The sequence below is a fragment of the Leptolyngbya sp. 7M genome (assembly GCF_018128485.1).
In genome coordinates this window covers 2,959,445-2,983,215 of sequence record NZ_CP070897.1, presented here as the reverse complement: position 1 = coordinate 2,983,215, position 23,771 = coordinate 2,959,445, and the positions used below count along the sequence as shown (strand labels likewise).

20 protein-coding genes and 2 pseudogenes are annotated in these 23,771 nt (G+C 49.1%); 7 read left to right on the top strand and 15 right to left on the bottom strand.

What is annotated here, in order from left to right; genetic code table 11:
- The first annotated feature begins 31 nt into the window (after positions 1–31).
- The gene (locus tag JVX88_RS14650) at positions 32–2,152 is read left to right on the top strand and encodes a sodium-translocating pyrophosphatase (RefSeq protein ID WP_211628060.1); all 2,121 of its coding nucleotides are present in this window, start codon (positions 32–34) and stop codon (positions 2,150–2,152) included.
- A 138-nt stretch (positions 2,153–2,290) separates the two neighbouring features.
- On the opposite strand, the gene JVX88_RS14645 is transcribed toward JVX88_RS14650, so the two are convergent.
- Together JVX88_RS14645 and JVX88_RS14640 are read right to left on the bottom strand one after the other, a co-directional pair.
- Positions 2,291–2,764 (bottom strand): hypothetical protein, encoded by a 474-nt coding sequence (locus JVX88_RS14645; protein ID WP_211628059.1) that lies wholly within the window; start codon positions 2,762–2,764, stop codon positions 2,291–2,293.
- A gap of 22 nt (positions 2,765–2,786) precedes the next feature.
- Positions 2,787–3,359, bottom strand: coding sequence for a photosystem I assembly protein Ycf4 (locus tag JVX88_RS14640; protein WP_211628057.1), 573 nt, complete (start codon positions 3,357–3,359; stop codon positions 2,787–2,789).
- A gap of 412 nt (positions 3,360–3,771) precedes the next feature.
- Here JVX88_RS14640 and psbD point away from each other — a divergent pair, with 412 nt between their 5' ends.
- Positions 3,772–4,830 (top strand): photosystem II D2 protein (photosystem q(a) protein), encoded by a 1,059-nt coding sequence (gene psbD / locus JVX88_RS14635; protein WP_211628055.1) that lies wholly within the window; start codon positions 3,772–3,774, stop codon positions 4,828–4,830.
- Between the two features lie 1,072 nt (positions 4,831–5,902).
- Positions 5,903–6,265 (top strand): annotated as a pseudogene (locus JVX88_RS43070) (iron uptake porin); the annotation flags it as partial.
- A 41-nt stretch (positions 6,266–6,306) separates the two neighbouring features.
- Here the strand turns inward: JVX88_RS43070 and JVX88_RS14625 are convergent.
- The 9 genes and pseudogenes from JVX88_RS14625 to JVX88_RS14590 all read right to left on the bottom strand — a co-directional run.
- A pseudogene (locus JVX88_RS14625) lies at positions 6,307–6,654 on the bottom strand (beta-ketoacyl synthase N-terminal-like domain-containing protein); the annotation flags it as partial.
- Positions 6,655–6,815: 161 nt separating this feature from the next.
- Positions 6,816–7,061 (bottom strand): acyl carrier protein, encoded by a 246-nt coding sequence (acpP, locus tag JVX88_RS14620; RefSeq protein ID WP_035999303.1) that lies wholly within the window; start codon positions 7,059–7,061, stop codon positions 6,816–6,818.
- A gap of 280 nt (positions 7,062–7,341) precedes the next feature.
- Positions 7,342–8,406: an ABC transporter permease gene (locus tag JVX88_RS14615; protein ID WP_211628052.1), complete on the bottom strand. Its 1,065-nt coding sequence runs from the start codon at positions 8,404–8,406 to the stop codon at positions 7,342–7,344.
- A gap of 67 nt (positions 8,407–8,473) precedes the next feature.
- On the bottom strand, positions 8,474–8,986 hold the full coding sequence (locus JVX88_RS14610; RefSeq protein WP_211628051.1) for an adenine phosphoribosyltransferase: 513 nt from the start codon (positions 8,984–8,986) through the stop codon (positions 8,474–8,476).
- A gap of 80 nt (positions 8,987–9,066) precedes the next feature.
- On the bottom strand, positions 9,067–9,717 hold the full coding sequence (gene corA / locus JVX88_RS14605) for a magnesium/cobalt transporter CorA (RefSeq protein WP_317134637.1): 651 nt from the start codon (positions 9,715–9,717) through the stop codon (positions 9,067–9,069).
- The gene (locus tag JVX88_RS38420; protein ID WP_225931416.1) at positions 9,645–10,091 is read right to left on the bottom strand and encodes a dienelactone hydrolase family protein; all 447 of its coding nucleotides are present in this window, start codon (positions 10,089–10,091) and stop codon (positions 9,645–9,647) included. The genes corA and JVX88_RS38420 overlap by 73 nt, the downstream gene beginning before the upstream one ends.
- 151 nt (positions 10,092–10,242) lie before the next feature.
- Positions 10,243–12,489: a TonB-dependent receptor gene (locus JVX88_RS14600; RefSeq protein WP_211628049.1), complete on the bottom strand. Its 2,247-nt coding sequence runs from the start codon at positions 12,487–12,489 to the stop codon at positions 10,243–10,245.
- A gap of 125 nt (positions 12,490–12,614) precedes the next feature.
- Positions 12,615–13,220, bottom strand: a complete 606-nt coding sequence (locus tag JVX88_RS14595; RefSeq protein WP_211628047.1) for a LytR/AlgR family response regulator transcription factor — start codon at positions 13,218–13,220, stop codon at positions 12,615–12,617.
- Complete coding sequence (locus JVX88_RS14590) at positions 13,190–13,381, bottom strand: hypothetical protein (protein ID WP_211628045.1); 192 nt, start codon at positions 13,379–13,381, stop codon at positions 13,190–13,192. The genes JVX88_RS14595 and JVX88_RS14590 overlap by 31 nt, the downstream gene beginning before the upstream one ends.
- 631 nt (positions 13,382–14,012) lie before the next feature.
- On the opposite strand from JVX88_RS14590, the gene JVX88_RS14585 reads away from it, so the two are divergent.
- The 4 genes from JVX88_RS14585 to JVX88_RS14570 all read left to right on the top strand — a co-directional run bounded on the left by JVX88_RS14585 (position 14,013) and on the right by JVX88_RS14570 (position 17,730).
- Positions 14,013–15,023 carry an AraC family transcriptional regulator gene (locus tag JVX88_RS14585; RefSeq protein ID WP_211628043.1) on the top strand — a complete coding sequence of 337 codons (1,011 nt, stop codon included), beginning with the start codon at positions 14,013–14,015 and terminating at the stop codon, positions 15,021–15,023.
- A gap of 368 nt (positions 15,024–15,391) precedes the next feature.
- Entirely contained in the window at positions 15,392–16,429 is a 1,038-nt protein-coding gene (locus JVX88_RS14580) for an AraC family transcriptional regulator (protein WP_211628041.1), read from the top strand.
- Positions 16,430–16,503: 74 nt separating this feature from the next.
- Positions 16,504–16,929 carry a hypothetical protein gene (locus JVX88_RS14575; protein ID WP_211628039.1) on the top strand — a complete coding sequence of 142 codons (426 nt, stop codon included), beginning with the start codon at positions 16,504–16,506 and terminating at the stop codon, positions 16,927–16,929.
- 81 nt (positions 16,930–17,010) lie between these two features.
- Positions 17,011–17,730, top strand: coding sequence for a hypothetical protein (locus JVX88_RS14570; protein WP_211628037.1), 720 nt, complete (start codon positions 17,011–17,013; stop codon positions 17,728–17,730).
- Positions 17,731–17,741: 11 nt separating this feature from the next.
- Here JVX88_RS14570 and JVX88_RS14565 read toward each other — a convergent pair whose 3' ends face one another.
- The 4 genes from JVX88_RS14565 to JVX88_RS14550 all read right to left on the bottom strand — a co-directional run bounded on the left by JVX88_RS14565 (position 17,742) and on the right by JVX88_RS14550 (position 23,697).
- Complete coding sequence (locus JVX88_RS14565) at positions 17,742–18,686, bottom strand: SDR family oxidoreductase (RefSeq protein ID WP_211628035.1); 945 nt, start codon at positions 18,684–18,686, stop codon at positions 17,742–17,744.
- A 48-nt stretch (positions 18,687–18,734) separates the two neighbouring features.
- Entirely contained in the window at positions 18,735–20,033 is a 1,299-nt protein-coding gene (locus JVX88_RS14560) for a UDP-glucose dehydrogenase family protein (protein ID WP_211628033.1), read from the bottom strand.
- 146 nt (positions 20,034–20,179) lie between these two features.
- Positions 20,180–21,139, bottom strand: coding sequence for an iron-siderophore ABC transporter substrate-binding protein (locus tag JVX88_RS14555; RefSeq protein WP_211628031.1), 960 nt, complete (start codon positions 21,137–21,139; stop codon positions 20,180–20,182).
- Between the two features lie 14 nt (positions 21,140–21,153).
- Positions 21,154–23,697, bottom strand: a complete 2,544-nt coding sequence (locus JVX88_RS14550; protein WP_211628030.1) for a TonB-dependent siderophore receptor — start codon at positions 23,695–23,697, stop codon at positions 21,154–21,156.
- Positions 23,698–23,771: the final 74 nt, after the last annotated feature.

The window sequence follows — 23,771 nt, the reverse complement described above, 5'->3', positions numbered from 1 at the left end:
CGCGAACATGCCCAAACAACTATAAAAGTATATGAACGAATACGTTATCTATCTGGTACCCGCATTGGGGCTTTTTGGATTGCTGGTTACGGCGTACAAATCCGCTTGGGTCAGCAAGCAGGATGCCGGCGACGAGAATATGAGGGAGCTCGCCGGCCACATCGCCAATGGCGCAATGGCATTCCTAAAAGCCGAATGGAAAATACTGAGCATTTTTGCTTTGATCACGGCCGCTCTGCTTGCATATTCTGGCACGATCCACGAGATCGGCGGACGTGAGATCCATTCGCATTGGCTGATTGCCATTGCGTTCCTGATAGGTGCGGTCTTTTCCGCAACCGCCGGATACATCGGAATGAAGGTCGCTACAAAAGCGAACGTCCGAACTACGCAAGCCGCCCGGACAAGCCTTAAGCAGGCCCTTGCCGTTTCGTTCACCGGCGGAGCGGTAATGGGTCTGGGCGTCGCAGGACTTGCAATTCTTGGCCTCGGCGGATTGTTCATCGTATTTCTGGCCATTTTTGCAGGACTCGGGCCGAACCAGATAAAAACGGCTATAGAAGTGCTTACCGGTTTTTCATTAGGTGCAGAATCGATCGCACTTTTCGCCCGTGTCGGCGGCGGAATTTACACAAAAGCGGCTGATGTTGGCGCCGACCTTGTCGGCAAGGTCGAGGCAGGAATCCCTGAAGATGACGTACGTAATCCGGCAACTATTGCGGACAATGTCGGCGATAACGTCGGCGATGTCGCCGGTATGGGCGCTGACCTTTTCGGTTCATATGTTGCAACCATCTTAGCAACGATGGTGCTCGGACAGGAGATCACGTCGCGGGATTCGCTCGGCGGGCTGGCACCGATCCTGCTTCCGATGGTCATCGGCGGACTTGGCATCGTCTTCTCGGTCGTCGGTATGCTCTTCATCCGTATCAGCGATGAGAATTCAAGCGTTCAAAACGCTCTTAATATCGGCAATTGGTCGGCAATGCTTCTGACGGTCGCGGCATCTTTCGTTGCCGTGATGTGGATACTCCCGGACGGGCAGCTTACGCTTCGCTCGCAATCCTTCGACAAATGGGGAGTTTTCTATTCCATCGTTGTCGGCACGATCGTCGGAGCAATAATGAGCTATGCTACCGAGTATTACACAGCGATGGGCAAAAAGCCGGTGGATTCGATCGTGCAGCAATCTTCAACCGGCCACGCGACGAACATAATCGCGGGCCTTGCCGTGGGCATGAAATCGACCGTCATTCCGATCATCACACTAGCTGCAGGTATAGTCATTTCCTACTACTTCGCAGGCCTCTATGGCGTCGCGATCGCAGCATCCGGAATGATGGCAACTACGGCAATGCAATTAGCGATCGATGCCTTCGGACCGATCGCTGACAATGCCGGCGGCATCGCTGAAATGAGCCAGCTTCCCGCTGAGGTTCGCGGCCGTACCGACATCCTTGACGCTGTTGGTAACACGACAGCTGCGACCGGTAAAGGTTTTGCTATCGCCTCCGCAGCCTTAACGGCCCTTGCACTTTTCGCAGCATTTGTTGGTATCGCAGGTATTGACCGGATCGATATCTACAAGGCTCCGGTCCTTGGCGGACTCTTTATCGGCGGAATGATCCCGTTCATTTTCTCAGCTCTTTGCATACAGGCAGTTGGCAAGGCAGCAATGGATATGGTCAACGAAGTTCGCCGCCAGTTCCGTGAGATCCCGGGCATTATGGAATACAAGGCCAAGCCTGAATATGAGAAATGTGTTGAGATCTCTACGAACGCCTCGATCAGACAGATGATCGCCCCAGGGGCGATAGCCCTGATCACGCCCGTCATCGTTGGTTTTACCTTTGGGCCGGAGGTACTCGGTGGCTTGCTTGCAGGTGTTACCGTTTCCGGTGTGCTGATGGGAATTTTCCAGAACAATGCCGGCGGAGCCTGGGACAACGCCAAAAAGTCATTTGAAAAAGGTGTCGAGATCAACGGCGAGATGTACTACAAAGGCTCAGAGCCGCACAAATCTTCTGTTACTGGCGACACGGTCGGAGATCCGTTCAAGGATACATCGGGTCCGTCAATGAACATCCTTATCAAGCTTATGTCGATCGTTTCGCTGGTGATCGCTCCATACATTTTTGGCATTGGTTCATAACACGCGTCTTTAACGCACTATATAAAAGCCCGCCCACAAGGTTGGGCTTTTTTATTTCCCACCATCAGCGATCATCGCGCTCACGCCTATTTTCGCCAGTATCCGTATATCAATAGAACGTCAAAGCTATTGATCTTTTTACTTTGCGATCTCTTCCAGAAAGCTCTTACCGGCGGGGAGCATGAGGCCGAAGTTGTCGGCGATAGTCTGCCCGATGTCCGCCAGCGAACCGCGGGTACCGAGGTTCTCACCGGGTTTCGCATTCTTGCCGTAAACCAGCAGCGGGACAAACTCCCGTGTGTGGTCACTGCCGGGAAACGTCGGATCGTTACCGTGGTCGGCGGTAATGATGAGCAGATCGCCGTCCTTCATCGCGTCTAAGATCTCGGGCATACGAGCGTCAAAGTGTTCCAGAGCTTTCGCATAGCCTTCGGGGTCGCGCCGGTGGCCGAAAAGCATATCGAAATCGACCAGATTACTAAAGATAAGTCCATTAGAATCAGCGTTTAATGCATTGATTGTCTGGTCGATGGTTTGGTCATTGTTCTTTGCAACGAGATCTTCGGTCACGCCGAGCGAATCATAGATCGACGCGATCTTTCCGATACACACGACATCTAAACCGGCGTTCCCTCTACAACCCTTCTAAGGGAACGGCTAGAAACCGGGCTAATTCTGCGCCCTGATTTTCTAATTCTGAAAGGGCAATCGGCTGCCCGACACGCGTCAGGGGAATGTCGCCTTTGCCTTTGATGCGCAAGTACAGCGCTCGCCGTGGATTTAGCCCTTCTCGAATTTCCACCCGAATCGACTGCACGTCAGTTAGTGGATGCGTCACTTCGATTTTGCGATTCTTGCCTGGAAATCCCCAGCGAAAAATTGTGAGTTGGCCGGTCTCGCGGTTGAACTCGTTATAGCCACCGCCCACATCCCAGGCAATGATTAGCCACAGGTACAGCGCCAGTAGGGTTCCTGCTATACCATAGAACCCCATGGCTACACCTTGCGGAATGAAGACCAACTGGGTAGGGTCCGAGAACGGTAGTAAATTGACTTTGAAATAGCTGGAAAGACTCGACAGCAGAAAGCCAACTCCTCCAAGCGTCGTGGCCGCCGCCCAAAAATAGTTGCTAGGACGACGTGCCCCCAAGACGGATTGACGCAAAACTAATTTATTATCCGGTTTCGAGGCGAGCGGTACAGCCATAGATGAAAACGACCAGTTTACAAAATTTACAAAAGCACACAAGCGTAAACGCCACAGATTCTAATTTTAGGGTTTGCCCTCCAGGAGAGCCAAACGCGGGTTTGCAGCATCTGGAATGATTAGAAACTGCAATAGGCAAGCATTTGATAAGAACAGTACATGTCAGATTGTAAAAATTTTCATATCTCCCTATCATATAGAAACGTTAACTCCTCTCTCAGCAAACCTTGATAGGTATTTATTCTGGGTGCTTAGAGAGGGGATGTGGACAAGGTCTACTGATTTTGATATCGGTTGATTGATCCATATTCCGATTAGCGTCAACTTCAAGGTTGGTTTCCCTCTTAGCTGAACGAGTTTCTTAAAGACGTTCGGTAACTGAGGATGCATTGTCATATTAAGAGGATATGAAATGACCATAGCAATGGGGAGAGCGCGAGCAGAGCGAGGATGGTTCGACGTCCTCGATGACTGGCTCAAGCGCGACCGTTTCGTCTTCGTCGGCTGGTCCGGCATCCTGCTGTTTCCCTGCGCCTACCTTGCGCTCGGCGGCTGGCTGACCGGCACCACCTTTGTCACCTCCTGGTACACCCACGGCATCGCGTCCTCCTACCTGGAGGGCTGCAACTTCCTGACAGCTGCCGTATCCACACCGGCCAACTCCTTGGGCCACTCGCTGTTGTTTTTGTGGGGACCGGAAGCGCAGTGGGACTTCACGCGCTGGTGCCAACTCGGCGGCTTGTGGACCTTTGTGGCGCTGCATGGGGCGTTTGGCTTAATCGGCTTCATGCTGCGGCAGTTCGAGATTGCTCGGCTTGTGGGCATCCGCCCCTACAACGCCTTGGCCTTCTCGGGTCCGATTGCGGTGTTTGTCAGTGTGTTTCTGATGTACCCGTTGGGGCAGTCGGGCTGGTTTTTTGCGCCCAGCTTCGGAGTAGCGGCGATATTCCGCTTCATCTTGTTCATCCAAGGGTTCCACAACTTCACGCTCAACCCGTTCCACATGATGGGGGTTGCCGGCATTCTGGGCGGTGCCCTGCTGTGTGCGATTCATGGAGCGACGGTGGAGAACACGCTGTATGAGGATGGGGACAAGGCCAACACCTTCCGGGCCTTCAACCCGACCCAGAGTGAAGAGACCTACTCGATGGTGACAGCCAATCGGTTCTGGTCGCAGATCTTTGGGATTGCCTTTTCCAACAAGCGGTGGCTGCACTTCTTCATGTTGTTTGTGCCGGTGACGGGCTTGTGGATGGCGAGCATTGGGATTGTGGGGTTAGCGCTGAACCTGCGGGCATATGACTTTGTGTCGCAGGAGATTCGTGCAGCGGAGGACCCGGAGTTTGAGACCTTCTACACGAAGAACATCTTGCTGAACGAGGGCATCCGGGCCTGGATGGCTCCTCAAGATCAGCCTCATGAACGTTTTGTATTCCCTGAGGAAGTTCTGCCTCGCGGTAATGCGCTGTAATGATTACTCCAATGTAATTGTTACTCCAGATCGCTAGCCGCTAGTTTGGCTGAGTATTGATCTGATGGCAATTCATTTTAGAGCCTCTGCTGATGCAGGGGCTTTTTTACTGAAACATCGATCGCATCAATTGCATCAATCGCATCAATCGCATCAATTACTGATACTCAGCATTCTGATTTCTCTTGCTAATTCTGCTACCCGAATCAGGAGCAGTATGTTACTCTAAATGAAGCAGTCGCCACGGCGCGATTTGTCTAACTTCAAACCCTTGAGAATGTGACCTTTCAGGCAACAAGGAGGTGATGCCCATGCAAGATAGTAGTAAATGCGTGGGTCATCAGGTTGAAGTAAGCTGGCTGTGTGCCGGAGCTGTTCTCTAACTGTTGAGCTATCCCTTTGGGAGCTTTGCTTGTTAGAGAGGCTAGATTCAGCTAGAGATCCTTCCGGCAGTCTAGTTTCAACCTGAAGACCCTACTAGACCGCTCTCGCTTCCTAAAGTGTGCAAGGTTAACCTGAATCACTCCCGGCGGGAGCGGATAGTTTTAGGAATGTCTGGGAAAACTAATCACGTATCAAGATTGAAGATTGAAGCAGTAGTTTGCATGAGATTTTTGTTAACCTTCCTTGATTATTCAAAACCGTCATGCTTAGAATGCTACTGTAGACTTCTAAGTCCCTTGAAGTTAGGTGTGAGGACTCTAAAATGCTATCCAAAGTTCTGTGGAACTCTGTGTTAGCTACGCCTGCTCTTGTAGGTGCAGCTTTAATTGTTTCTTCTTCTGCAATGGCAGCAGAGACCCAATCTGTTAGCCAGTCTGTCAACGAAGCTGATGCTCTGCTATCTGAGGTGCAGATTTCAGCTGATGCGCTCAAAGTTGAAGCTCCTGTAGCAACTGAAATTGCTTCGGCTGAGGTTCCTGCTTCTGCGTCTCTGATTACAGAACTGCCCTCTGCAACTCAGGTGGCTGAACAGCCTGTTGAGGCGACCAATGAGGTGGCAGTTAGTGAAGCACAGCCTGCTGATGCTCTTGCTCCGGCTCCGGCTGCTGTAGCCCCGACTCAAGCTCCGGTGCAAGTGGCTCAAGCTGCCCCCGAAGCCAATACCTCTGTCTCTTCGCTCGACCAGATCATGCAGTATGGCAGCGAAGGCAGCAACTCTCAGTCTCAGGTTACTTCCATTACCCAGCTTTCCGACGTTCAACCCACCGACTGGGCCTATCAAGCCCTTCAGTCTCTGGTTGAGCGCTATGGCTGTATTGCAGGTTACCCCGATGGTACCTATCGCGGTCAACGGGCCATGACCCGTTTCGAGTTCGCTGCCGGTATGAATGCTTGCTTGGATCGGATCAGTGAACTGATTGCAGCCAGCACCGCCGACTTGGCTACCAAGGAAGACCTAGCTACCCTGCAGCGTCTGCAAGAAGAGTTTTCTGGGCCGCGATTCAGGTAGATCTCCTGCTGTTCTTCCATTACTTTGAGGCCGCCAATCCCCGTGCCAATCACCACCCCAACTTGCTCAGCGTTCAGGTCATTGATCACGAATTCGGCATCAGCCAAGGCTTGCTTACTGGCAGACACCCCAAACTGGGCGAACCGATCCATCCGCTTGGCTTCTTTGCGCTCCAAATACAGATGAGGATCAAAATTCTTCACCTCACCAGCAATGCGGCAATCGTGCTTAGACGGGTCAAATAGGGTAATCTCAGCGATCCCGTTGCGACCGCTGATCAGTCCTTCCCAGTATTCGGCCAGGGTATTACCAATTGGCGTGATTGCACCCAGCCCAGTAACAACAACCCGCTTTAACTCAGAACTTGTCATGACGGCTTTCTAGGGTTTCGCACCCGGAACAATAGCAAAGATATCAAATCAATGTTAAACAGGGACTAGGACGAGCAAGCCTATTCGGAAAGCGTTGGAGATTGCATTGTCGAAAAGCTATCTCAGTCTCTAATCCCTCATATCTAACCGCTGATGATAGGCTAGGCAGCTACCTTGTCTTGGATATAGTCCACCGCTGCCTGAACCGTGGCAATGCCCTCCGCTGCTTCATCTGGAATTTCGATGTCAAATTCTTCTTCTAGCGCCATTACCAATTCCACCGTATCCAGGGAATCTGCGCCCAAGTCGTTGGCGAAACTAGCTTCTGGCTTCACCTCGTTGGGGTCAACGCTCAACTGCTCCGCCACAATTTTCTTAACCCGATCGTAAATCTCTTCTTGACTCATACCAGTTTTTTCCTACACCTCGATGCAGCAGCTATCTATATAAGCACAAAATCCCAATTAACGCCTTAGCTCAAACCAGATGTATCGAACCGTGTCGAGCACTGAACTTGTTGGCAAATTGTTCAATTGGGCATCTCTTCATCTTACTGCAAAGCGAGATCGGATTGACGCCTAGAAAACTAGAGCATAAGCAAAAACGCCTAGGCTAATCAGAGCCAACGACTGGAAATCAAGGAAATTGAGTCATTAGGATTGGTGTTTCAAATGTTTAGACTGCTGCTTAATTCATCTCTGAGAGCTTAATTCTTGGATCCACTGCTTTTAGAGCTAAATCGGCTAGTAGATTGCCCAGAATCAGCATCACCGCTCCCATCATCAGACTGGCCATTACCAAATAGAGATCTTGTGCCTGCATCGCTTGTAGAATCAACCGTCCTAACCCCGGCCAGTTGAAATAGTATTCGGCGATAAAGGAACCGCTGAGCAGACTGGCAAATTCAAACCCGACCAGGGTAATCAGAGGGTTGACTGCATTTCGCAGCGCGTGGACATAGATGACCCGATTTTCCGGCAGCCCCTTGGCACGAGCGGTTTGAATGTAATCTTGCCGTAGCACATCCAGCAGCTCGCCGCGTGTAATCCGCTGCAACCCGGCGAACCCCGTAATGCTGAGAGCCAGCGTCGGCAGAATCATATGCCAGAGGATATCGACAATTTTGCCAAACCAGGTGAGGTCAGCGTGATCGATACTAGTCATCCCGCCTACCGGAAACAGCGGTGACGTGAGCTGGGCAAAAAACAGCAGCAGTAAGCCTGTGATCAGGGTTGGGAAGCCCTGCCCCAGATAGCTAATTACCCGCAGAAATCGGTCGATGGCGCGGTTTTGATGCACGGCTCCAATCACCCCCAGCGGAATCGCAATCGTCCAGGTAACAATCAACGAAGCCACCGACAGCAGCAGTGTCGCCGGAACTCGCTCCCACAGCAGAGCAGTCACAGGCCGCTGGGCATAGGCAAAACTGACGCCAAAATCTCCCTTGGTAATCACTTGCCGCAACCAGAGAAAATACTGCTCGATGGCTGGCTTATCTAAGCCAAACTGAGTTTGCAGCCGTTTGATCGTCTCCTCTGAAATCTGAGGATTTTGGCGCAAAGTATCGAGATAATTGCCCGGAGCGAGCTGAATAATAAAAAAGCTGAGGGCCGAGGCTAAAAGCAGCGTCAACAAAGCCTGAGCTAGCCGTTTGACAATATAGCTAAAGGTGTCGCTTGTGAGCCATTCAACCAACCTGCTAGTCAACGCTTGAAAACGCTGCTGCACTGACAAATCTGGCGTAGAAGTCATAGGCGCAATCGGAAGCAACAGTTGACTGGAACAGACTGGTATTAGGAAAATTCGGTGGAAGTTTACCTTAGTACTGGACCAGGGTAATCACCGGCAGATCGGGCAGCGCTTTGCGGCCTTCTAACCCGGTTAGTTCGATGATAAAGCCGAATCCGACTAACTCACAGCCCGTTTGTTCTACCAGTTTAGCGGTAGCAGCAGCCGTACCACCTGTAGCAATCAAATCGTCCACAATCAAAGCACGACAGCCAGGATGAAGCGCGTCCTGATGCATTTCCAGCCGATCAGTACCATATTCCAACTCATATTCTGCTGCATGCACGGCGGCAGGCAATTTGCCGGGTTTGCGTACCGGCACAAAGCCAACATTGAGCTTATAGGCTAGAGGTGCCCCAAAAATAAAGCCGCGAGATTCCATCCCAATGATGTAATTAGGGGCTAAATCGCTGCATTTCTCGGCCATGTTATCGATGGTGTAGCGTAGCCCTTCTGGATTGCGCAGTAGGGTCGTGATATCTCGAAACAGAATGCCAGGTTTGGGAAAATCAGGAATTTCGCGAATTAGAGCCTTTAAGTCCATAGCAGGGGAGTTGACAGGGGTAGCAATGTCCTAGCCATCCTATCAGGTTTTTCTGGCTCAGGTTTTACATCTCTTCAGGGCTAATCCTTAATACCCGAAAAATTCTCAAACCAGCCGCGCCGTTTGAAGTACAGCACAAGTGCCAGCGTAATCCCCAGCATCAGCAATAAACAGGCCGGATAGCCCCAGTACCATTCCAGCTCCGGCATATTCCAGGGTGAGGAATCTGGATTGAAGTTCATGCCATAGAGTCCGGCAACAAAAGTAAGCGGAATAAAAATAGTCGAAACAATCGTCAGAGTCTTCATTACCTCGTTCATGCGGTTGCCCACCGAGGAAACATACACATCCATCAAGCTAGATGCCACTTCCCGATAGGTTTCCACCATGTCAATCACCTGCACCGTATGGTCGTAGCAGTCGCGTAGATACACCCGCACCTCGTCGCTGATCAAATCATGGCAATCGCGAATCAGGCTGTTAATTGCATCGCGCTGGGGCCAGATCGCCCGCCGTAGGGCCAATAGCTCGCGCCGAATCCGGTGGATTTTTTCCAAACTCTGGTGCGTCGGACTTTCGACCACTTCGTTTTCCAGTTCTTCCAGCGCTTCACCATATTCTTCTAAAACCGGAAAGAAGCCATCGATAATGGCGTCAATCAAGGCATAGGCCAGGTAATCCGCTCCATGCTGCCGAATCGTGCCCTTGGCGAGCCGAATTCGTTCCCGCACCGGACCAAAGCAATCATAATCCGGCAGGTGCCGCCCATGCAGTAGCCGGTGATCCCAAACGTCTCGAATTGATATTTTTCCGAGGCGGCCTTGATGGCAGCCTTTATCGTTGCGATGCCATCGTCAAGAGCCAGATTATGCATCATCTTTGAAGCATCTTCGGCATTGGTCGCAAGCTCCCCGCGATAGAGATCCGGTGCAATTGCTGTAAAGCCTTCCGATGCGTATCGGCCGGCAATGTCTTTAACATGGTCATTAAGACCCCACCATTCCTGGATGACCAAAACAGCTTTACCATTGCTTTTCTCGGGAAGTACTACAAACGCCGTGGTATCGCCATTTTCCGTCGTAAAATTGATAGTTTCATTTTTCATATCGGTCTTTGTTGGAAGTGATTTTGAAGAATTATAGATTTCAGATCATATATTCATCAAATGGGACATGACCTATTGTTCCGCTACGGCGCAAAAGAAAAATGCACGTTCGGATAACTCCGAACGTGCAGAAAGATCAAGAAATTGAGCTCTAGAAGAACCGTACTGTATAGCCAAATCGGATCCCACGCCCTATTTCCGGAAGAATATCCTTAATAAAGTTCGTGTGATTTCGATAAAGTTTGTTCGTCAAATTGTATGCATTCACGCTGAAAATGTGTGCAGTGTGCTGTCCGGCGATCGTGTACGAACCTGCAACGTTAAAAAGGCTATATCCGTCGGTCGGAGTCTCGAGTGGGAAAACCTTGTTCTGTTTTGCGACGAAAACACCCTCCGGCCGCACGCTCAGGCCGCGATATCGAAGATCAAGGCCGATCCTCCCGCGTGCAGGAGGGATCCTAGGGATGTTCAGGTCGCCGTCAGTAAGTTTCGCCCGGACATAATCAAAACTCGCGAACATTCCGACATACTGATTGAACCAACCGTCAGCATTAAGTTCTACACCAACATAGCGAGCATCTTCCTGCTCGAACCTAGCAACTGGGAGGCCGTCCTCAATATCGACGTCGCCGTCGCCGTCCTCATCTTGCGGAGCAAGGAAAACAAAGTTGTTGACCCGATAAAAATAGACGTCGCCAAAGAAATTGAACCGGCGGGAGCTGTGGCGCAGAGACACGTCGATGCCATTCGAGGTTTCGCGGCGAAGATCATCATTGCCGATCTCATAAGTAACATTCCCGATGTGTGGACCGTTGTTGTAGAGCTCCTCGAGCGCCGGTGCTCGATTCGAATGTGTAAAATTGGCAACGAACGCCCCCCCCTGCCAAAGGCCGACATTTATGCCCGCTCCACCTGAAAATCCGGTGAAACTGCGATCACGAAGATCGGCATCTTCGGGCCGATAACGATTGTTCTCTATGCGGCCGCCAAACTGCAGTTTTACACGGTCAAAATTCAATTCCTCGAGCGCAAACACAGAGAAAGAATTGTGCTTGACCTTGCCGTCGATCAATTGTTCCTCACCGGTGATCTTATAATCACGGCTAAGGCCTTCAAATCCAAATCTTCCGGTCAAACGGCCATATTTTTGCTGTTCGAAGACTGAGCGATAGGAAAAGATCTTGTTGTCGAATACGGTGCCGATCTCTTCGATACCGTCCTCGATCTCTATTTCTTTATGGCGATAGTCAGTGTAATCGATGTTATAAGTAACGCCGCTCAGGAAAGGGCCGGTCAGGTTTCGAAATCCGCCATTAAAACGAAGATTGTGGCGGCGTAACCTGAGATCAATGTCTTCATCAACATCCGGGAGCTCATCCTCTCCTAACTTCTTTTTACCATGCTCCTCAAAAAGAGCTGCGAAAGGCACGCCATAACGGCGAATATCAAAGCTGTATGTTCCGCCAAAGAATCCCTTGTCGCTGTAGTATCCGGTGCCAAATGAACCCGAGGTCGATCTCGACGCAGAATTGGGAATACGGCCGATCGGCGTGCTGTAATCGCCGGTACGTTGTGCTCCAAAACTTCCCCTTACCAACCAATTCTTGTAGCCGTATTCTGCTCCGCCGGATGCTCCGGCCTGCCTGTCAGCCGTGCTTCCGACCGTTGTGAAAAAGCCACGCCATCCAGCATGCGGTTCGTTATCGTGATGGCTTACAACATTCACTACACCACCAATGGCGTTACTTCCATATAGAAGCGTTGCCGGGCCCTTCAATACTTCGATCCTTTCTGCCGAAAGCGGATCAATAGGCTCTCCGTGGTCGCCGGATTGGGAACCTACAGACCCAAGTCTTACACCATCGCTCAGCACCAGCACCCGGTCCCCATCAAATCCCCGTATGATCGGACGTGATGAGCCGGGCCCAAAACTTCTTTTTGCCATTCCGGCCTCATTTTCAAGTACATCACCGATCGAAGTCGATGCCTTTTCAGTAATACGGGTCGAACCGACGGATGTAACTGTTTGGAAGGAGTCAAAAACGGAGACTTCGCTGCCCGTCGCCGTTACAGTGACTTGTTCGCGAAGCGCGAGTATCTCGAGCTGAAAATCGACGTTAAGCGCTGCCTCGCCTCCGACCGTAACTGTTCTTGTTGCGTCCGAAAATCCATCTATATGAACGATCATCGTGTATCGTCCCGGGGGCACATTATCTAGAGTGTAACGCCCATCAGTATCAGTTTGGGTAGTTCGGCCAAGTTGAGGCACCTGAACCCGCGCATCATGAAGCGGAACGCCGCTGGTCCCAAAGGTGACTCTGCCGGAGATTGTTCCGGATTGTGCAAAGGCTCCTAAGCAGAAAAATATAAGAAGGAAGAAAATGTTGAGCAATTTCATAATCGGTTGATAGGTTCTATGTATCTGTCGAAAGTAAACGATTCTACAGGATAGCGCACCTACTCATCGGTGATCTTGGTTTTAAATGATCTGTCTTTTTCGGACAATATATGGTCAATGGCTGGTCATAATTTGAGCAAATGATTACGTATCTCGCGCGAACGAAGTCTGCTTGTGGTTATTTCGGGGCCGGAAACCATCGCAATGGAATACGTGCCCCCAGGCAGCGTGGAGAAGTGGCTGACCTGATCCAAGTTGACGATCGCGCTCCGTGAAACGCGTACGAATGTTCGTGGATCTAGTCGGGTTTCGAGATCCTTTAGACGAAAGTTGATCGTGTATCGTTTGTTGTCGATTGTGTAGATATGCAAAAGCTCGCCATCGGCCGTAACGGATGCAACCGATTCGCATGGTATTAAACGAATCGAATCCTTTTCCTTGACGGGTATCCGCATTAGGGGCCGTTCTTTACCGATAGCCTCAAATGTCTCAATAGCTGAATTCAGTCTTGTTACCGAGCTTTCACGCCAATCGGAGTGCTCAAGCCGTTCGGCAGCCCTGTTTATCGTCTCTGTCAGTCGGGCACGCTCCACCGGTTTAAGCAAATAATCCACCGCATTCAGTTCGAACGCTTGGATCGCATGCTCATCAAATGCGGTAATGAACGCGACCAATGGAGTTTCGGCGCGAGTCAAAGTCTTTACCACATCAATGCCGGCAAGCTTTGGCATCTGAATGTCATCAGGACGTTGGGCGCATCCGCTGGTGGTCGCAGATCGCGAATGGGAGGATAGTGGGTATCTGGGTTCTTCGCATCGTAGGTGGTCAGCCCGAAGTGAACTTGATCTGGAATCGGCAAAATCTGACGTTGAATAGAATTGCTCTGAGACATTGTTAAATTCCTGAAAAAACAGAACAGAGAATGGTAGAGGTCAGGTAATGAAGCGAGTGCAGCATAGTTGCCGAGATATCGTAGAGCTTGATATGGGTTGATTAATCAGCAGAAAGTTTCTTGTCATTTTGTGCCAAGCCGAAAAAATTAGCCTAATCGATGATTAAACGGATAAGCATCAAAGAGTATCAATACATTGTCATTATGTTGCTTATGATTGTTAATCTCATTAAAGTTATTCGCGTGAATGCATCTTTCATCATTGCTGGCTCATGATTGAAAGTCTTGTCATTTCATGCCAAATCTCTGACAAATGTGGTAGTATCAAGGCTGTTTGGGGATTCAGTTCGTAACACTTTAGCTGAAAAGAGCAGTCATTACTGGCTCTAGCCATTATCTATATTTATGCTGGATTTTCACGGCAACTACATCACATTAGGATCAACCCGATCAACCCAAAGAACATCAACTAAGTAGGTGAGCATAATTAAACATAAAACCCAAAACCCTGCGCGGGCGGCGCAGAGTTTTGAATCAGGTTTTTAATTATGCCGAGGTACTTAAAAGAACATAATTCATTCCATATTGCCAACTGAGTTGTCAGTTGGTGTTTAGGCTAATTTTGATTTTTATGAATGCGATTCCTCTTTGTCGGGTCAGTACATTTTTACCTTTTCTAAATTTCCTCAATCAACTGGGTAGTCCAACCGATCGACTCCTAGAGCGGGCAAGGTTGCCTATTTTAGCGCTGGATCATCCAGACGCATTAATGCCCTTATATCAAGCATTTGACTTTGTCGAACACGCTGCTCAGCTCGAAAAAATGGAACTACTCGGAATAGTCGTGGCCCAGCAAACCCAAATTGCTGATCTGGGGCTGATTGGGCATCTGATTCACCAATCACTCACCCTATACGACCTGCTGCAAACGCTCGAACGGGCAATTCCTTCAGTCAATTCCACCGAACGAGTCTGGATAGAGGAAGCAGACGATCGGGTCTGGCTACACCACCACTTCACCTTTCCACCTACCATACAACACCGACAGGCACGGCTGTACGCAGTGCTCCTTCACCTCAAAGCGGTTCAGCTTGCAGCAGGGGAAGCTTGGCAACCTTTAGAACTACGTCTCAACTCAGGTTATTCAAAGAAATTAACTGAGATTGAAGCATTCGCAAATATACCGCTTCACTTCAATCACCCCACCGATGCAATCGCCATCCCCAAATCGCTCCTGAGCCAGCCGCTACGCCCGTCAGTATCTCAACTGTCGTCTTCGCAGGACTGTTACCATCACTTGCAAACAACCGCTCCATCCCCAAGCTTTGCGGGTTCATTGCGTCAATTGCTGCAATCTATGTTGCAGGACGGCTATCCTGATATTCACATTGCGGCAGAAGCAACAGGAATCAGCGTCCGTAGTTTTCAACGACGACTGGCAGAAGCAAATCTTAACTATTCTCATCTCGTAGAACAGGTACGCTTCGATCGAGCGATCGAATTGCTGAATGATCCAGGTATCCAACTGATCGATATTGCTTTAGACCTGGGCTATACCGATGCTGCGAATTTTACACGAGCCTTTAAACGATGGACGGGGACTTCTCCGCGCGAATTTCGGCGCTTGCATGTAACTCGTTAGTCTGCCAACTAAAGCTAGAGCTAACAACCATAGTCTTTTACTAATTTACACGCTTGCACACAGTGTGAAGTTTTGCATGCTCCTCGTTCTTTAAGCTTAAGTTATTTATTCCTAAAGACTGGGGATACAATATACTTTTTTCACTATAGTAAGATGGCGTATATTGACAAGACACTAAGAGATATCTCCATTTATAAAACATTTAGTATCTTGTTATAAAACATTTAGTATCTTGGTTCTGAAGCTCTTCTAAAGTGTCTTCAGAGTTTTGAATGCCGCGGACCAATACAAGGTCCCGCATTCTAGAAAACTCTGTGAGAGTGTGTTTTCCCGGTTGTTCTGCCCTGTGTCCCATCCATCGCGCTCCTATGAACGTCAGCACAAAAACAGGCACACCGCACATTCCACTGATTCGAGCTAATGTCCTGAAAGGCTTTGTCACATTCCTAGAGGAAATTGGTTCCCCAACGCAACACCTGCTGGTCAACGCAAAATTGCCTCCATCGGCACTGCACAAGACTGAATCATTACTTCCGTTCAAGCAGGTGATTGAGTTCTATGCCAAAGCAGCTTACGAAGCAGGGTGTGAGTATTTTGGGCTACTGGTGGGTCAACGAACCCAAATTGCAGATCTGGGAGCCTACGGACGGCTACTTTGCCAATCGCTGACCCTGCACGATGCTATCAATAAAGGCATCCACATGATTCCTACCTACACCTCCGGCGAATGGTATTGGCTAGAGGAGCAGGGAGAGCGAGTGTGGCTCTGCCGCAATTTTGTACATGGACTGGATGCAGGACTTCAACATGCGGATCATTTCTCTGTCATGCTGAGCATTAATTTAATTCGGATGGCGGCAGGACAACAATGGCGGCCCACAGAAGTTCACTTTAAAACTCAACATGCCCCTGGATTAAAAAGCTTTGAACCCTTAGCAAACGCAAAAATCCACTTTGAGCAGCCTGCCACGGCGATTGTTTTTCCACGATCGCTCCTGAGTTTGCCGCTTCAAAACAAAGGCAATCACCAGGATATTCAACGATACAAAGACTATGAACTGTTGCACTCATCGGCTCCTGCAACCAGCTTTTCGGGTTCGATTCGACAAGTGATCGCACCTTTGTTACGAGAACAGCAAACCGATATTCAGGTAGCGGCAGAGCTGGCTGGGATGAGTGTGCGCACCTTTCAACGTCAGCTTCATGACTTAGATTTAACCTATTCTCGCTTACTCGATCAGGTTCGCTTTGAGCAATCTCTGCGTTTATTGCTCGATCCAGACATCAAATTAGTAAACATCGCATCTGAACTGGGTTATACCGATGCCGCTAACTTCACGCGAGCGTTCAAACGCTGGACAGGCCTATCTCCCACTGAATTTCGACACTTGCGCTGGAAGATGTAACGTTATGTTCAGATAACTTCTGCCAACTAGAGAATTAGTGCAGACCAAAACTGGCACAGAGACTAGGGCAAAAATTGAGTCACTCGTTCAATGGCTATCGTGTAGCAGCAAACTCAACCAACGCTGCCACCGAGTTTGAACTGGGACCACTTGTGTTTGATGCGATCGTCGGCATGCGGATTTATGCCATTCGGCAAGAGATTAATGTCAGCACTAACATTGGCACCGATCGGAATCTGGAGCGCAACAATACGGTAGTCACACCGATGGTTAGTAGTCGGCTACGCTGGAATCTGTACAACCTTAATATTGGCGTTAGCGTTAACAATCTTTTTAACAACGTTAACTACAATCCTCCTGTGGGTAATCTTGCTTCCAGCCGATTTGGACAGTTCACATCTATAGGCGGATCGTTCGGAGGTTTCGGCGGCGGCGGCTTTGGTGGTGGCGGCGGTTCAACTAACCGACGCGTTGAACTCTCGGCTAGGTTTAGCTGGTAAGCCCCGTTTTGTCGTGGTAGGATCGGGCGAATGTTCTATGGAATGTTCGCCCTTTCTTGATACTATATTGGTGCTATGAAAATGGGACGTTACTCAACTCTTATATTTTCGATCTTTGCTTTTTGTCTCTGCGCACTCGGACAGGGAAATGATCCTGCGACCCGATTTGCCGCTGAACAAGAACTTGCCCGTAAGGTCATAGAGGCTCATGGTGGCGACAAGTTCAGGGATATGAGCTCGCTTTTTGTAAGTGGATCTGTAGATATTACGGCTTCAAATCTTCCTCAGGCCATCCCTGCAACCTTTGTTACGGTTTTATCGGGAGAACGATATAGGTTTGAACTAAACAACCCATTTCAGCCTCTCAAACAGGTATTTGATGGCGAACGCACTACATCTACTGCTCCTGGAGGATTCTCTCTTCCTCCGGTCAACCGGCTTGGACTAACTCTTTTGCCGAACCTAGGAAAGGTCGGATTTATTGTTACATCCTTGCCCGAAGATAAGCGGAAACGGACGGGCTTTCGGATGACATCACCAGAAGGTTATTTTACTGATTTCATTATCGATCCGAAGACAAATCGTGTCAGATCGTATGAAGCCACTTATACTATTGATGGCCGATCAGTAACCACCACGGTCGAGATCGATAGATTAAAAGAAGTTGAAGGAGTTTTCGTGCCGGAACGCTATGTTCAACGATTTGACCTTGCTCAGTTTACGGTCTATGCGAATTTCAGGGCTAGAGATATAAGAGTCAATTCAAAGTTGGATGACGACGTTTTTGCTGCGGTTAATTGAATATCGCGGATCTATTTGGCAAAGCGACTGGTCTTCCACCACTCGATAGTTTCCCGAAGTCCTTCTTCAAGCCCGACCAGCTTTTCGTAACCGATCAGCTCACGGGCTTTTCGATTGTCTGCCTGAGAATGCCGGACGTCACCCTTACGAGCCTCTCGAAATTCGGCGCTTACAGATTCACGCCCTGTGATCTTTTTCAACACATCCAACAGCTCGTTTAGCGAAACACGCTCGCCATTTGCAACGTTAATAGTTTCCCCCGCACAGCCGGAACTTGTCGCAGCGGAAATGTTAGCCGCAACAACGTTCGCAACAAAAGTGAAGTCGCGTGTTTGTTCACCATCACCAAAAATGGTCGGTCGATGTCCTTTCATCAATGCGTCGATAAAACGTGAGATCACTCCTGAGTACTGCGATGAAGGATTCTGTCTTGGCCCAAAGACATTAAAGTAACGCAGCGAGGTACACTCCATACCATAAACCTTACTGAAGACACGACAATAATACTCGCCTGCAAGTTTTGCCGCGGCGTAAGGCGAGAGCGGATCTGGGGCCATTGTTTCTACTTTCGGCAGTACTTGTTGATCACCATAGGCGGAGCTAGAAGCAGCGTAAACCACGCGCCGGATGCCAGCATCCTTTGCAGCGCAGAGCAGTGAGAATGTTGCGTTTACACAGGCAGCGTGTGTCTCTGAAGGATCGTTAACCGACCTTGGTACGCTTGGCAGTGCGGCTTGATGAAATATCACATCCACGCCGTCTAATGCGAGCTTCAAAGCATTTGTGTCATTCAGGTCCGCCTCGATGACATCCAGATCTCCCGATATCTCGTCGAGGTTTTCTCGAAAACCAGTTACAAAGTTATCGATAACTCTGACGGCGGCGCCTTTACGGATCAATTCATCTACAAGATTCGAACCGATAAATCCGGCGCCGCCGGTTACAAGTGCTCTCATTTTGTTAGTTGACAATCCCCAAAGTCCTAGCTTGGGAAAAGTTGGCGACTATCGGCCAACCCCGACATACTCAAAACCTAAGGCTCGCATATCCTCAGGTTCATAGATGTTTCGAAGGTCAGCTATCTTCGGTGATCTAAGTAAACCTTTAACTCTCTCCATGTCGAGAGCCCTAAATTGATTCCACTCTGTAACGATGACAATAGCATCCGCACCGTCTATTGCCTCGTATTCGTCAGAGGCATAATCGATGCCATTGATAAAATGCTTCGCTTCATCCATTGCGACCGGATCGAATGCTTTGACCGAGGCTCCTTTTTCGATCAGCTTGTGTGCAATGTCAATTGCTGGGGATTCGCGCATATCATCAGTTTCGGGCTTGAAAGAAAGCCCGAGCATACCGATCTGTTTTCCAGAAAGACCACCGACAAGCTTTTCGATTTTAGGGATCATTGCATCACGCTGGCGATCGTTTGCCTCAATAACGGCATCGACTATAAGAGTCTCAACACCAAACTGGTCGGCCACTGTTGTCAGTGCTCGCGTGTCCTTGGGGAAGCAGGAGCCGCCATAGCCCGGTCCGGGGTGAAGGAATTTTCTGCCAATGCGGTTGTCCATCCCCATTCCTCTGGCAACATCGTGAACATCACATCCGATCGCATCACAAAGATTTGCTATTTCGTTAATGAAGGTTATCTTTGTTGCAAGAAACGCATTCGCGGCATATTTGATAAGCTCCGCGGCTTCGAGCGATGTGATCACGATAGGTGTTTCTATCAAATAAAGGGGCCTGTAAAGCTCCTTCATTATCTCGATCGCCTGCGGTTCATTGCTGCCGATGACGACGCGGTCGGGCCGCATAAAGTCGTCGATCGCGGCTCCTTCTCGAAGGAACTCCGGATTTGATGCAACCCCGAAGTCGGTTTCTACAGCAAGGTTCTCGCTTACAAATTTGCGCAACCAGTTGCCAGTTCCGATCGGAACGGTCGATTTGGTAACAAGGACCTTGTAGCCATTCATCGCTCGTGCCACATCGAGAGCTGCCTGCTGATAATAGCTCATATCTGGCGAGCCATCTTCCTTTGGTGGAGTGCCGACCGCAAGGAACACAACCTTTGCCTGTTTCACGGCTGAGGCAATGTCGGTGGTGAAATGCAGCCTGCCATCACGAACGTTCTTATCTACAAGTTGGTCCAATCCTGGTTCATAGATCGGAATCTCGCCATTGTTAAGTTTCTCAATCTTCAAGGAATCGACGTCCACACAGGTGACATCCACGCCAAACTCTGCAAAACAGGCACCGCTTACGAGTCCAACGTAGCCAGTGCCGATAACTGCAATATGCATAAAAATCTACTAATGCTCACTTATATAAGAATATCAAGCAAACTGCTTGTAAATAATTTCACAATCAGAACAAAAATATACGGGTCATATTTTAGCAACATGACCCGTAGTTGATGCAACCTAAGAGAAGCTGGGGATCAAGGAAATTAACGAACCGGGCTGACGATTATCGTTCCACCACCGATCGTAGTTGCCAGAATATCCGAGCTATGCCAATGCCTTCCCACAAGGTAAACTTGCCCCCGCTGAACAACGCCGAGTTGCGCCCATAAAGGGCTTTGTTTTAGCGTCTCCAATGCCTTTTTGTCATCCTCCCTTTCCCCAGACACAAAGAAAAGGACATCTCCATCGATATCAGGCAATTTCTCTACAGATATGTTTTCGATGTAAAAGAAATCTCCTCGTTGGGATTCGGGACGTTGTAAACCAATGTCTTTCAGAACTGATCCGGAGGGATGCTTCTCGCCGTAAGACCAAATACCATACTCTGAGGAAGTATTAGCAATGGATACCTCTAATGTTTGACGACGATCACCCAGTGCCTGCTTCAGTTTTTCAACCCGTTGCCAATATTCATTAATTAATTGTTTGCCAGCTTCTTCTTTACCTAATACCTGAGCCAGTTCCTCTAATTGTTCCTTCCAAGGAGGTGGAGGAAAAGGCACGTTTAATACAACGGTCGGCGCAATCTGAGATAGCTGACTGTAGAGGTCTTGTGAGTAATAAGAGTCAGCCACAATTAAATCTGGGCGAAGGCTCAACATTTTCTCCAAATTTGGAGAACCGTATCCTCCAACTGATTCCACTCTATCCACTTTACCTTGTAGATATTTTGGGAACGGAAACCCTGGAGCTGAAACGGTCGCTATAGACTGAACCCCTAATTCCAACCCATTGATAAAAGCGTCTTCTCTAAGCATCACGATGCGCTGAGGATTGTTCGGAACACAGGTTTCTCCGGCTACATGTTGAATCATCCGGCAGTTTTCGGTAGAAGCTACTTTGTCAACTTCAGGGGTTGAGCCAGCATTACAGGCTCCGATCACCATTAAGGTGAGAAGTCCTAAAAAAAGGAAGCTAGTAAGGCGGCGCAAAGAAATTCTCATGATGAGCTAATACCTTAAAATTGCCAGGAAATTGTTCCTTGGAGAGTGAAAGGGAGACCCCGATTCACAAAGTCGCTAGAGCCAAAATTACTCGTGTAGTATTCCACATCGAACAAATTGCGAAAATTGAGGGCGGCACGAAATCGATCGCGCTCATAAAAAATTGCGGCATCGGTACGGAAGAAACTGGGTAACTCTGCCGTATTGGCATTATCCGCCCATCTCTCACCCACATAGTACAAGCCCAAACCAAACCCTAGACCTTGCAAATCGCCGTCTTGGATTCTGTAGGTTGTCCATAAATTAAACGAGTGTTCTGGAGCAGAAAACAACCGGTTTCCCTCCGGAATTGCATTGTCTTCTGTGACTCTAGCATTGGTGTAGGCATAGCCCCCGATAATGTTCCATCCTGGTAGAATCTCACCGCTGATGTCCAATTCAATACCTTGGCTTCTTTGTTTCCCAGTTTGAACTGAAAACGTTGGATTCTCCGGATTAGGCGTCGTAACATTCGAGCGAGTTAAATCGTAAAAAGCAAGGTTTGCTGAAAGTTGCTCGTTGATATCTGCCTTGATGCCCACCTCATACTGGGTTCCTCGTTCTGGCTGGAATGCATCTCCATTCTCAGCAAAGCCAATCGTCGGTGCAAACGATTGGGCAAAACCAGCATAGAGGGAAATCGGAGGAATCGGTTGATAGACAATTCCGACTCGTGGACTAAATGCCGTATCGGATTGATTGGTTTCTTCATTCGTAAGTCGATTGTCTGTAGTTTCCTCAAACAGATCAACCCGCCCCCCTAACAACAGTTTGAGATTCTCCAAAATGGTAATCTGGTCTTGTACATAAACACCAAGCGTATCTCTAGTCGTAAAGCGATCGGTGGTAAGATTCCCAGTTGGATCAACGGTTTGATCGAAAACTGGGTTAAAGGCATCTACCGGAGCAGCGTCACCAATTTCATTATCGAGATTGGACGTATCTCGATCCAGACTGAAGCCCAATAGAAGCCGATGCTGAATGGCACCCGTGCTAAATGTACCCAGTAGGTCAGTATTGAGATAATAGGTGTTGTAGTATTGACTGCCAATCAGAAACCTGCGATTGATAGTGCGGTTATCGTCAGCAAAGCTACTATTAAAGATGATAGGTTCTCCATCGTTTTCATTATCGTCAGCGAACAGATAACGGAAGGCGTTACGCAGGCTCCAGTTGTCATTGAAACGATGCTCTAGGCGATATCCAACTCTGCCCATAATGGTTAGGTTATTTGGCTGAGGTCCTGCTGAGTTGAAACTGCGGTCGATTTCCCCATTTGGATTTGGTAGTACCGTGCCTACAGCAGGTTGTCCTTGAGGTAACTGTCCATTGCGCTCCAAGATGTTGACATCTCCTTCTAGGATGAAGTCGGTGTTTGGTCCTAGTCTGAGCGCCAAGCTAGGAGCAATGGCAATGGCACTTCCTTCATCAAAATCTAGAAAACTGTCAAAGTTGCGATAGGCAGCGATCAAACGGTAGAGAACTGTTTCAGAATCATTCAACGGCCCAGAGAAATCAATTGCTCCCTGATAATCGCTGTAACTGCCAGCAGTTGCGCTCACTTCATAAAACGGGTAATCCAATGGTTGCCGAGTGACAACATTGATAGTACCACCGATCCCGCTAAATCCAGTTTCACCATACAAAACGGAAGCAGGTCCCCTCAACAGTTCTAACCGTTCCACGTTGATAAAACTGGAATCATTAGGAATCTGCGGATCAGGAATGCCATTGACAAGAAAGTTACCGTAATTCTCAAAACCTCGGATTGTGAAATAATCTCGACTTCCAGCAGGATTGGCAATCGAGGTGACACCAGCAGCGTTTTCCAATCCTTCTGTAATGCTCCTGACTTGACGATCTTCGAGCACCTGCTGCGGTATCACCAGAATTGATTGGGGAATATCTCGCAGAGGAGTATCCGTTCTTGTTCCCACACTGGTATTCGGCACATAGTAATCATCATCTTGCTCACCCGTTACCACCACCTGAATCGCGTCTTCTTCCGTTACCGTATTCGCATTTCCCAGCGTCACCGCAAACGTTAATTCTTGAGTGTCTGACGTGATTTCTGCCACTGGTGGTGCATCGGTTCCCGTAATCGCTACCCGCACACGATCGCCCGGTAAACTCGTCACACTCACCAGTGCAATCCCTTCGATCGGCTCTGCCTGAGAAAACTCCTCAGCAATCGTGGCATTGGGAATATCTGCAATCAGCGCATTGCCGACCGATCGAGTTTCCGGTACTTCAAGGGAACCGCCTGCCGTTTCCAAAATCACCTGCAATCCCGCTTCCGTCGTTTCTACCCGAACATTGGTAATCTGGACCAGCGAGGCTTCGATTTGGGCAACCCAGTCCTCAATGGTCGTAGCGGGTTGGTCAATCTCACTCAGTTGAACTGGTTCAGAAGAGCGCACAGGCGCAGGGGAGAACCTCGAATTTAGGTCACCAAATTGCCCCTCTGCATCACCCAACCCTACATGCGGATCAACCGGCTCAATTTCGTCCTGTGCCACCGCAGGCAAGCCTATTTCCAGGGCTGCAACTGAGACAATAATTGGACTATTCCTGATTGCCCATGTTCTAGCGT